Origin of the sequence: Latilactobacillus fragifolii, assembly GCF_905332535.1 — a bacterium.
Lineage (GTDB): Bacteria > Bacillota > Bacilli > Lactobacillales > Lactobacillaceae > Latilactobacillus > Latilactobacillus fragifolii.
Window position 1 is genome coordinate 1 of the sequence record NZ_CAJOCF010000006.1, and the last position, 11,163, is coordinate 11,163.

Consider the following 11,163-nt stretch of genomic DNA (forward strand, 5'->3'; position numbering starts at 1 on the left):
AATAGTGTGGTGGCGATAGCAAGAAGGATACACCTGTTCCCATGTCGAACACAGAAGTTAAGCTTCTTAGCGCCGATAGTAGTTGGTGGGAAACTACCTGCGAGGATAGGACGCTGCCGCGCTGTTTATTGATGGAGGTTTAGCTCAGTTGGGAGAGCGTCTGCCTTACAAGCAGAGGGTCACAGGTTCGAGCCCTGTAACCTCCATTGAGTCGTTAGCTCAGTTGGTAGAGCATCTGACTTTTAATCAGAGGGTCGACAGTTCGAGCCTGTCACGACTCATCGGCCAAGTTATACGCCAAAATGCGGGTGTGGCGGAATTGGCAGACGCGCTAGATTTAGGTTCTAGTGTCTATATAGACGTGGGGGTTCAAGTCCCTTCACCCGCATTCAATTGAATATTCAATGAAAGTTATCTTATTATGCCGACTTAGCTCAGTTGGTAGAGCATCTGATTTGTAATCAGAGGGTCGGGCGTTCGAATCGTCTAGTCGGCATTAAGATGCGGAAGTAGTTCAGTGGTAGAACATCACCTTGCCATGGTGGGGGTCGCGGGTTCGAATCCCGTCTTCCGCTTTCATTATGATTAAGCCGGGGTGGCGGAACTGGCAGACGCACGGGACTTAAAATCCCGCGGTAGGTGACTACCGTACCGGTTCGATTCCGGTCCTCGGCATCATAATGAAAAATGCACCCATAGCGCAACTGGATAGAGTGTCTGACTACGAATCAGAAGGTTGTAGGTTCGACTCCTACTGGGTGCATATAACGGGAAATAGCTCAGCTTGGTAGAGCACCTGGTTTGGGACCAGGGGGTCGCAGGTTCGAATCCTGTTTTCCCGACTGGATACAAAAAATGTGAATAAAAAATGCGGAAGTAGTTCAGTGGTAGAACATCACCTTGCCATGGTGGGGGTCGCGGGTTCGAATCCCGTCTTCCGCTTTTTTTGTACCCATAATAAGATAGTTTCCGGGAAGTAGCTCAGCTTGGTAGAGCACTACGTTCGGGACGTAGGGGTCGCAAGTTCAAATCTTGTTTTCCCGACTTTCAAAGACTTGTTGATGACAAGTCTTTTTTTTGTGCGTACAATTGATCAGGTTCTAAAAGTCAGTAAACTTTCATTTTGTGGTGATAATCGTTATAATAATAGTCAACGTTAGTCAAAGTTAAACTTTTGACACTGAAAACGCAAAAGATCAAATGAAGGGGCTGATATGTTTGCAAAGTCAGAACATCTCGGATATTATTGAAGCCTATCTAAAAAAGATACTCGCCGATAATGAACAAATCGAAATCAGACGCTCCGAAATTGCTAAACTGTTTAATTGCGTACCGTCCCAAATTAACTATGTCATTAATACGCGGTTCACTGAGCAGCGTGGTTATGTCGTTAATAGTAAGCGGGGCGGCGGTGGTTATATTCGGATCGTCAAGGTTCAATTTCTCGATGATCGGGATTTTCTAGAAGCATTAATTGAAAATGTTGATACGCAGATTTCCCAAGCGGATTCCTTAGCTATTATCCAAAAACTATATGATGAGCAAATTCTTTCGCAAAAGGAAGGCAATTTGATTCTCGCAGCAATGAGTCCACAGACATTAGCGGTTAATAATAAACAACTAGAAGAGCAGCTTAGAGCGCAGATTCTAGTGGCCGTATTAGAACGATTAAGATATGAAATTAAGTAAAAAGTGGGGGATTATCCATGAATAATCTATTTACACCAAGTGCGAAAAACGTCTTAATGATGGCACAAGAACAAGCAAAGAAATTTAATCACCATGCACTAGGAACGGAACATCTCCTATTGGCAATTGTCTTAGAAAATGAAGGCATTGCTGGAATGACCTTACGCGAATTAGGGGTTAATCCAACCGATGTCCTTGAAGAAATTGAACGCTTAACCGGATACGGTGATGCGGTTATCGCTTCTGGCATTGGTGGTTATTTGCCATACTCACCTAAAGCCAAGCAAGTACTCGATATTGCTCGCATCGAAGCCCAACAAGCTAACTCGGTCAAAATTGGGACTGCGCATTTATTATTAGCACTTTTACGTGATGATGATATTATTGCAGCGCGGATTTTATTAAATTTAGGGCTTAGCCTAGCTAAAACGCGCCAACTATTACTCCAAAAAATGGGTGTAGATACGGCAACTGCTAAAAAACGTGCTAAAGCAGCTAAAAATAATACCGATCAAGCCGGGACACCAACGTTGAACCAACTAGCGCGCGATTTAACCCAACTAGCGCGTGATAATCAAATTGATCCGGTTGTGGGACGTGATGAAGAAGTTCGGCGGCTTGTGCAGATTTTAGCTCGGCGTTCGAAGAATAATCCCGTCTTAGTCGGTGAACCCGGTGTCGGTAAGACAGCCATTGCTGAAGGATTTGCGCAACGCATCGTCAATGGTGACGTTCCAAGTGATATGCAGCAAAAACGGCTGATGATGCTCGATATGGGTTCATTAGTTGCTGGGACAAAATATCGCGGTGAATTCGAAGATCGCTTGAAGAAGATTATCGATGAAATCTATGCAGATGGGCAAGTTATTCTCTTTATTGATGAATTACACACCCTTATTGGTGCAGGTGGTGCTGAAGGGGCAATTGACGCGTCCAATATTTTGAAACCAGCATTAGCACGTGGTGAATTACAATTAATTGGGGCGACAACTTTAGATGAATATCAAAAATATATCGAAAAAGATGCAGCCTTAGAACGGCGATTCGCGACCGTTACGGTCAACGAACCGACGCCTGAAGACACGGAACAAATCTTAAAAGGGTTACGTCCACGTTACGAAGCCCATCATGGGATTGCGATTTCAGATGAAGCCTTACATGAAGCGGTTATCCTATCAAATCGCTACATCACGAACCGGTTCTTACCTGATAAGGCGATCGATTTAATGGACGAAGCTACCGCTAAAGTACGCTTAGATGCTGTTAACCAGAAGACCCCATTGGATAAATTAGAACAAAAACAGCAGACTTTAAATGAAGATAAAGAAGCTGCTGTTCGCGCGCAAGATTTTGAAAAAGCAGCCACGATTCATGAACAAGAAGTAGCCATTAAGGCGAAGATTGCCAAGCTGCAAGCTGCTGAACAAGAAAATAACGTCCGCAGTGATATTCAAGTAACTGCTGAAGATATCGCGCAAGTGGTTGCACAATGGACGGGTGTGCCCGTCACGCAGTTGCAACGCAAAGAAAGCGAACGACTTATGCAACTTGAGAAAGTCTTGCATAAGCGCGTTATTGGGCAAGAAGAAGCCATTTCAGCCGTTTCACGTGCGATTCGTCGTGCGCGTAGTGGTTTGAAAGATCCTAAGCGGCCAATCGGATCGTTTATGTTCTTAGGCCCAACCGGGGTTGGTAAAACAGAGTTAGCTAAAGCTTTGGCAGAAGCAATGTTTGGCTCTGAAGACAACTTGATTCGGGTTGACATGTCAGAATACATGGAACGTTACAGTACGAGTCGCTTAGTGGGGGCAGCACCGGGTTACGTTGGCTACGAAGAAGGCGGCCAATTAACCGAAAAAGTCCGTAATCAACCATATTCAGTCATTTTATTTGATGAAGTTGAAAAAGCACATCCGGATATCTTCAATATCTTATTGCAAGTCCTAGATGATGGTTACTTAACGGATTCGAAGGGACGAAAGGTTGATTTCCGGAATACAATTATGATTATGACTTCCAACTTAGGCGCGACAGCCTTGCGTGATGATAAAGCTGTTGGCTTCGGAGTTAAAGATGTTACAGCTGATTATAAGGCAATGCAAGGGCGAATTATGGAAGAGCTGAAGAAGGCCTTCCGCCCAGAGTTCTTGAATCGAATTGACGAAACAGTTGTCTTCCATTCTTTAACACAACTTGAACTACGCGAAATTGTGAAGATTATGGCGAAGAATGTCTTGGGGCGTTTAGCGGAACAGGGGATTCAAATCAAGATGACTGCTGCGGCAATGGATGTTGTTGCCAAAGCCGGTTTCGATCCTGAATACGGGGCGCGACCAATTCGGCGAGCCTTACAAACGCAAGTGGAAGATCAATTGAGTGAAGCCCTACTTGCCGGTGAAATCACGGTGGGTGCCCCGGTGACAATTGGAGCAACTAAGGGTAAAATTACGATTACAAGTAAGCCAAATAAAGTAACTGTTTAAACGCCAATAAGGTGGCGGACCAATTAGTCCGCCACCTTATTTTTTTTGGCTTAGGAGGGTGGTCAGTTGTTCAATTTCAGTTTTAATTGCGGCACCGATGTTGGTTTGGCTAACACGTTGGCGCTGACTAACTTGATCAATCACTCGCCGTGTAGAAATAATGTCTTGCATCTTTGCAATCGCATTGGCTCGTGTAGTGAAGGGTTGGTGGGTGACAAGCTGCATACCATAGGAATTGTATAAAAGAGTAAAGCCGCCAATGCCCGTTGTGTGGTGATAAGCTTTCGAAAAGCCACCATCAATCACAATCATTTTGCGATTAGCCATGATTGGGGTATGGCCTTTTTTGACGGGTGTGTGGCCATTGAGAATGTGCCCCGTTTCCGGCGTTAAGCCAAACTCTAGTAGAAGCTTTTGAATAAAAGCTTCTTGATGGCGTAGTCGGTAGTAGGCGTTTTTCTTTTCTACGTGTAAGGCTGGATCGGTGCTGAAGTAGCGTTCAAAGGTGGTCATTGCATCCTTGCCAAATAAAGGAGAAAGCGGGCCCGTCCATAGGTACCAAAGTAAATCAGTGGACAAATTATCTTGATTGAGTGGATGATCAAAGCTTGTTCGAATTTGATGATCGAAGAAGTCGAGTAACGCTTTACCGGCGTATTGTCGGTTGGCGAGAGTCAAGGTGAGAAAGTTGCCGTCTTCATCAACTGGAATACAGCCATGGAAAAGTAAGTTTTGGTTGTAGAGTTGATACATTCGCCCGTTGTCGATTAAAAAGCGTAGGTGTTTTCGTAATTTTTGACAGTGCGTAAATGCGTCTAACAATGATGTGACAATGGCTGCTTCATCGGAAGTTAAGACTTCTGGGTGGCCTGAATCGACTGTTTGAAAACAGGTGTTATCAAGCGGATAGTCATGACCATTCAAATGAATGGTTTGTTGTTTAAAGTCAACATGACTGAGCGTTAAGCGATGGTCCATTTTGAAATCAGGATTGCGCTTAATCACTGTTTGTTCCAACTTAAATTGCATGATGGCAATTGCTTGATGCACTTGGTTGATAATCTTCTTTTCAACAGCTGATATCGCGGGTTGATTGGCAGCGACTTTAGGTTCAAAGGCGGGATTGGGTTGGTAAGTCTGTTGGGCAAATTGAACCAGTTCACTAAGGTCGATGCCGTAAGCTTTTTCGATGATGGCTAAATTATTGTAGCGCGCGCAAATGCGTAAGAGATTCAATAAGCATAATTGAGAACCGCTAGCGGCACCAAACCAGAGAATATCATGATTGCCCCATTGAATATCAACTGCGGGTAACTCGGTGAGTTGTTCGACAATCAGATCAGGTCGCGGGCCCCGGTCGTAAATATCGCCGATGATGTGCCAATGATCAACAACTAGCCGCTGGATAGTATGACTGGTGGCGATAATTAAGGCGTCAGCTTGCCCCATCGAAATAATGGATGTTGTAATTTCCTGGAAGTAGCGTTTCTTATCGTTGTTGGCAACATCACCGTACATTAATTCTTCGGTAATATAGACAAAGTCGGGGGCCATTGCTTTGCGGACTTTTGAGCGCGTATATTTTGTTGAGACAAATTTCAAGAGGTCGATTAAACGCTTAAAAGTCGTGAGATACCATTGTTCGAGTTCAGTAGTAGCTAGTTGCTCGTGTTTGAGCGCAAGCCGTTCGGTTGGGTAGTAGACTAAAAAAGCGAATGCTTGCATTGTGTCTTCAGTCATTTCACCGGAAAAGACTTCCGTAATTTTTTGGCGGAGATTCCCGGCCCCGGTGCGAATGAGATGTTGAAAGGCGTCGTATTCGCCATGTAAATCGCTCATGAAGGCTTCAGTTGGTTTGGGAAGGTTCAAGATAGCTTTTAAGTTGATGATTTCAGAAGTAATTGCCATTTTAGTGGGGTATTTTTCGGATAACGCTTTCATTTTATTGTTAATCATTTGCCAAACTCCTCTGCTAAACTAATAGTTTGATTATACCAATCATAAATGTAAATGCAAATCACTTTGTTTAATCGCTAATTATTAGTATATACCAATTGGAAAGTCGCACCGTTGAACGCGGCCTCTGGGAACGATTGTTTTTTAGCTGAGTCACTTGAATCGACGGTAACTTCGAAAGCGATGGGCGGACAGATGAAGGAGAATTTGTTACCTGAATTAACAGAACTAGCGAGCCAAGAAGGGGTTCACTTTTCAAATACAAGTAAACCATTTGGTGGTGCCCAGCAATTATCGGGGACTGGATGGACCGTTGCGGGGATGGTCGCACAAACTTCGGGGTTACCGCTAAAAGTTCCGGTTGATGGTAATTCATATGGTTTAGAAAAAAATAGTCGATTTCTGCCAGGTGCTGTGACATTAAACAATATTTTAGCTAAGCATGGTTATCAGCAGAAAGTCTTATTAGGCTCAGATGCAACGTTTGGTGGTCGACGAGCATATTTTAGTCAACATGGGGCTGTTCAAATCGATGATTTATTAACTGCGCGGAAAGACGGTCGGTTACCAGAGGACTACTATGTTTGGTGGGGATATGAAGATTCTAAACTGTTTGAATATGCTAAAGAAAGTGCATTGGCACTTAGCCAATCGAATCAGCCTTTCAACTTAACGATGCTAACGGAGAATACACATCATATTGGTGGTTATCCAGAACCGAATATGCCAGAGAAATATGGTGATCAGTATTCAAATGTCATTGCATTTTCGGACCATCAAATTGCTGAATTCATTAAGTGGGCGCAAACGCAAGCATTCTATCAAAACACGACAATCATTGTTAATGGGGACCACTTGGGGATGGATGTTGATTATTATCAGAACATCCCAGCTAATAAACGACATACATTTAATTTGATCTTAAATGCGCCTAAGACGCGCGATGTACAAACTAAGAATCGGCAATTCAGCGCGATGGATATGTTTCCAACAACATTAGCTGCAATGGGCGTTGCGGTTAAAGGTGATCGTCTGGGGCTAGGAACTAATCTATTTTCAAGTAAAAAGACTCTAATAGAAGAAAAGGGATTTAAAGAGGTTGATAAAGCCTTAAGTGCTAATTCTAAATTTTATAATAACCAATTTATTTATGATAAGTAGTACTGAGGCAGATTATTGACTTTTAGTAGTAAAAGAAGTATATTATACAGTAACTGCGAAAATCCGTAGAAAAATTTATTGTGTTGATCTATTGTCCAGCACGGTATTCATGAAAAACAAAAATAGTTAGTCTGATTTATTCAGCTTAAAATAACTGTTTTTGTTTTTTTTCTGCTCAAAATTACCTGAAAATGGCAATGTAATATTTTTTTAATATTTGTCATTATTTTGTAACAATGAGGCTGCGGAAAACTTATAGAGGGGTGAACAATTTGGCAGGACACTTAGTGAATTACGGTAAACATCGTACTCGTAGAAGCTACGCACGGATTAAAGAAGTGCTAGAACTACCAAACTTGATCGAGATCCAAACTAATTCCTATCAATGGTTTTTAGACGAAGGGCTTCGTGAAATGTTTGACGACATTATGCCAATTGACGATTTTGCTGGTAACTTATCATTGGAATTCGTTGATTATCAACTTCTTGAACCGAAATACACGGTTGAAGAAGCTAGACAACATGATGCCAACTACTCAGCACCATTACACGTTACTTTGAAATTAACGAACCATGAAACTGGTGAAATTAAATCTCAAGACGTTTTCTTTGGGGACTTCCCATTGATGACTGACCAAGGGACTTTTATCATTAACGGTGCTGAACGAGTAATTGTTTCTCAATTAGTTCGTTCACCAGGCGTTTATTTCAACAGTGCTATTGATAAAAATAGCCGCACAACTTATGGTACAACGGTTATTCCTAACCGAGGCGCATGGTTGGAATTTGAAACAGATGCTAAGGATATTGCATATGTCCGAATTGATCGCACACGTAAGATTCCAATGTCTGTTTTAATCCGGGCATTAGGTTACGGTTCTGATCAAGAAATTATCGATATCTTGGGCGACAATGATTCATTAATGTTGACGTTAGAAAAAGATATTCACAAGAACACTGAAGACTCAAGAACAGAAGAAGCTTTGAAAGATGTCTATGAAAGACTTCGCCCCGGCGAACCTAAAACAGCTGATAGCTCACGTTCATTACTTTATGCCCGTTTCTTCGATGCTAAACGTTATGATTTAGCTGCTGTTGGTCGGTATAAGATTAATAAGAAATTAAGCTTAAAAACACGCTTATTGGGGCAAACGTTGGCTGAAACACTTGCTGATCCAGATACTGGTGAAGTAATTGCTGCCAAAGACACAGTTGTCGATCGTCAAGTAATGGATGCCTTGGCACCATACTTAGATAGAGAAGACTTTAAGACGGTTACTTACCAACCATCTGATGAAGGTGTCTTACCAGAACCAATGACCCTCCAAGTCATCAAAGTTTACTCACAAAAAACACCAGATAAAGAAATCAACTTAATTGGTAACGGGCATATTGATGCCAAGATTAAGCATGTGATTCCTGCTGATATTATCGCCTCAATGAACTACTTCTTTAACTTACAAGAAGGCCTCGGTTCAACGGATGACATTGATCATTTAGGGAACCGTCGGATTCGTTCAGTTGGTGAATTATTACAAAACCAATTCCGGATTGGTTTATCACGGATGGAACGTGTGGTTCGTGAACGGATGTCAATTCAAGACACAAGCACTGTGACCCCACAACAATTGATCAACATTCGGCCAGTTGTTGCCTCAATTAAGGAATTCTTCGGTTCATCACAATTGTCACAATTCATGGATCAAACCAATCCACTTGGCGAATTGACGCATAAACGGCGGCTATCTGCCTTAGGACCTGGTGGTTTGACTCGTGATCGTGCTGGTTATGAAGTGCGAGATGTGCACTATACGCATTATGGCCGGATGTGCCCAATCGAAACGCCTGAAGGCCCTAATATCGGTTTGATTAATAGTTTAGCTAGCTACGCTGTTGTTAACCGTTATGGCTTTATTGAAACGCCTTATCGTCGTGTTAGCTGGGATACGCATGAAGTTACTGATAAGATCGACTATTTAACAGCCGACGAAGAAGATAACTATGTCATTGCGCAAGCTAACTCACCATTAAACGATGACGGTTCATTCGTTGATAATACGGTCTTGGCTCGTTACAAGGATGAAAATATCGAAACTTCAATCGACAAGTTAGATTATATGGACGTTTCGCCTAAGCAAGTTGTTGCGGTTGCTACGGCCTGCATTCCTTTCTTGGAAAATGATGATTCAAACCGTGCTTTGATGGGGGCTAACATGCAACGTCAAGCCGTACCATTGATTGACCCACATGCACCACTTGTTGGGACTGGGATGGAATATAAAGCAGCCCACGATTCAGGGATTGCCTTATTAGCTCAACATGCTGGAACGGTTGAATACGTTGATGCGAAAGTGATTCGCGTTCGTCGTGAAGACGGCTCATTAGATACGTACGAATTAATGAAATTCCGTCGTTCAAATGCCGGTAAGAACTACAACCAACGACCAATCGTTGCAAAAGGCGATCACGTTGATGTTGATGAAATTATTGCTGATGGCCCAGCTATGGAAAAAGGCGAATTAGCCTTAGGTCAAAACCCATTGATCGCTTTCATGACTTGGAACATGTATAACTACGAAGATGCGATTGTTCTTTCAGAACGGTTAGTTAAAGAAGATTTGTATACCTCAATTCATATTGAAGAATACGAATCAGAAGCACGTGATACTAAACTTGGGCCTGAAGAAATCACACGTGAAATTCCTAACGTCGGTGAAGATTCATTGAAAGATCTTGACGAATTTGGGATTGTCCGCATTGGTGCTGAAGTTAAAGATGGCGATATTTTAGTTGGTAAGGTTACGCCGAAGGGTGTCACTGAATTATCAGCCGAAGAACGTTTATTGCACGCTATTTTCGGTGAAAAGGCGCGCGAAGTTCGTGATACATCATTGAAAGTGCCACATGGCGGTGGCGGGATTATCCAAGATGTTAAGATCTTTACGCGTGAAGCAGGCGATGAATTATCACCAGGTGTTAACATGATGGTTCGGGTTTACATTACCCAAAAACGTAAGATCCAAGTCGGTGATAAGATGGCTGGACGTCATGGTAACAAAGGGACTGTTTCAATCGTTGTTCCTGAAGAAGATATGCCATACATGCCAGATGGTACCCCAGTCGATATCTTATTGAGTCCCATGGGTGTGCCTTCTCGTATGAATATCGGACAAGTTCTTGAATTACATCTTGGGATGGCTGCCCGTAACTTAGGCATCCATGTTGCAACCCCAGTCTTTGATGGTGCGCAAGATAAAGATTTATGGGATGCTGTTCGTGAAGCGAACATGCCTTCAGACGGTAAGAGTATTCTTTATGATGGTCGGACCGGTGAACCATTCGATACACGTGTTTCAGTTGGGGTCATGTACTACATGAAACTAGCCCACATGGTAGACGATAAACTTCATGCACGTTCAATCGGACCTTACTCACTTGTTACGCAACAACCATTGGGTGGTAAAGCTCAATTTGGTGGGCAACGTTTCGGTGAAATGGAAGTTTGGGCTCTTGAAGCTTATGGTGCCGCTTATACCTTACAAGAAATCTTAACTTATAAGTCTGACGATGTTGTTGGCCGTGTGAAGACATATGAAGCCATCGTCAAGGGTGAACCAATTCCAAAACCGGGTGTGCCAGAATCATTCCGAGTATTGGTTAAAGAATTACAATCACTTGGCTTAGACATGAAGGTCTTAGATATTAATCATCAAGAAATTGAATTGCGCGATATGGACGACGACGATGAGGATATCGAAAATATTGATGCATTATCTAAATACGCTAAAGAACAAGAAGCCAAAAAGGCACAAGAAGAAGCTGAAAAGGCACAAGCAGCAAATGCTGATGCAATAGATCCATCTGTTGAATAAAG

General features: G+C 42.6%; 5 protein-coding genes, 10 tRNA genes and 1 rRNA gene. 15 read left to right on the forward strand and 1 reads right to left on the reverse strand.

Annotation, left to right across the window (positions count from 1 at the left end; translation table 11 throughout):
• Positions 1-5 precede the first annotated feature (5 nt).
• From rrf to J7Q78_RS07815, 13 genes are all read left to right on the forward strand, one after another.
• A 5S ribosomal RNA gene (rrf, locus tag J7Q78_RS07755) occupies positions 6-122 on the forward strand.
• Between the two features lie 11 nt (positions 123-133).
• Positions 134-206, forward strand: a tRNA-Val gene (locus J7Q78_RS07760).
• Positions 207-208: 2 nt separating this feature from the next.
• Positions 209-281, forward strand: a tRNA-Lys gene (locus tag J7Q78_RS07765).
• A gap of 23 nt (positions 282-304) precedes the next feature.
• Positions 305-388: transfer RNA gene (locus J7Q78_RS07770), tRNA-Leu, on the forward strand.
• A gap of 35 nt (positions 389-423) precedes the next feature.
• Positions 424-496 (forward strand) — tRNA-Thr (locus J7Q78_RS07775).
• A gap of 7 nt (positions 497-503) precedes the next feature.
• A tRNA-Gly gene (locus J7Q78_RS07780) sits at positions 504-575 on the forward strand.
• A 14-nt stretch (positions 576-589) separates the two neighbouring features.
• Positions 590-675, forward strand: a tRNA-Leu gene (locus tag J7Q78_RS07785).
• Between the two features lie 14 nt (positions 676-689).
• Positions 690-763: transfer RNA gene (locus J7Q78_RS07790), tRNA-Arg, on the forward strand.
• Between the two features lie 5 nt (positions 764-768).
• Positions 769-842, forward strand: a tRNA-Pro gene (locus J7Q78_RS07795).
• A 28-nt stretch (positions 843-870) separates the two neighbouring features.
• Positions 871-942: transfer RNA gene (locus J7Q78_RS07800), tRNA-Gly, on the forward strand.
• Positions 943-970: 28 nt separating this feature from the next.
• A tRNA-Pro gene (locus J7Q78_RS07805) sits at positions 971-1,044 on the forward strand.
• A 174-nt stretch (positions 1,045-1,218) separates the two neighbouring features.
• Complete coding sequence (locus J7Q78_RS07810; RefSeq protein ID WP_154243346.1) at positions 1,219-1,689, forward strand: CtsR family transcriptional regulator; 471 nt, start codon at positions 1,219-1,221, stop codon at positions 1,687-1,689.
• A 17-nt stretch (positions 1,690-1,706) separates the two neighbouring features.
• Positions 1,707-4,172 (forward strand): ATP-dependent Clp protease ATP-binding subunit, encoded by a 2,466-nt coding sequence (locus J7Q78_RS07815; RefSeq protein ID WP_154243345.1) that lies wholly within the window; start codon positions 1,707-1,709, stop codon positions 4,170-4,172.
• Positions 4,173-4,208: 36 nt separating this feature from the next.
• On the opposite strand, the gene J7Q78_RS07820 is transcribed toward J7Q78_RS07815, so the two are convergent.
• Positions 4,209-6,128, reverse strand: a complete 1,920-nt coding sequence (locus J7Q78_RS07820) for a fructose-1,6-bisphosphatase (RefSeq protein ID WP_208422932.1) — start codon at positions 6,126-6,128, stop codon at positions 4,209-4,211.
• A gap of 195 nt (positions 6,129-6,323) precedes the next feature.
• Between J7Q78_RS07820 and J7Q78_RS07825 the strand changes: the two genes are divergently transcribed.
• On the forward strand, positions 6,324-7,289 hold the full coding sequence (locus tag J7Q78_RS07825) for an LTA synthase family protein (RefSeq protein WP_235688088.1): 966 nt from the start codon (positions 6,324-6,326) through the stop codon (positions 7,287-7,289).
• A gap of 272 nt (positions 7,290-7,561) precedes the next feature.
• A complete protein-coding gene (rpoB, locus tag J7Q78_RS07830) occupies positions 7,562-11,161 on the forward strand; it encodes a DNA-directed RNA polymerase subunit beta (protein WP_154243342.1) in 3,600 nt (1,199 codons plus the stop codon).
• The last annotated feature ends 2 nt before the right edge of the window (positions 11,162-11,163 follow it).

What these genes read in the sequence shown, in the direction of transcription:
- J7Q78_RS07815 (WP_154243345.1), top strand. Translation starts at nt 1,707, where the DNA reads ATGAATAATCTATTTACACCAAGTGCGAAAAACGTCTTAATGATGGCA.
- J7Q78_RS07820 (WP_208422932.1), bottom strand. Translation starts at nt 6,128, where the DNA reads ATGATTAACAATAAAATGAAAGCGTTATCCGAAAAATACCCCACTAAA.
- J7Q78_RS07825 (WP_235688088.1), top strand. Translation starts at nt 6,324, where the DNA reads ATGAAGGAGAATTTGTTACCTGAATTAACAGAACTAGCGAGCCAAGAA.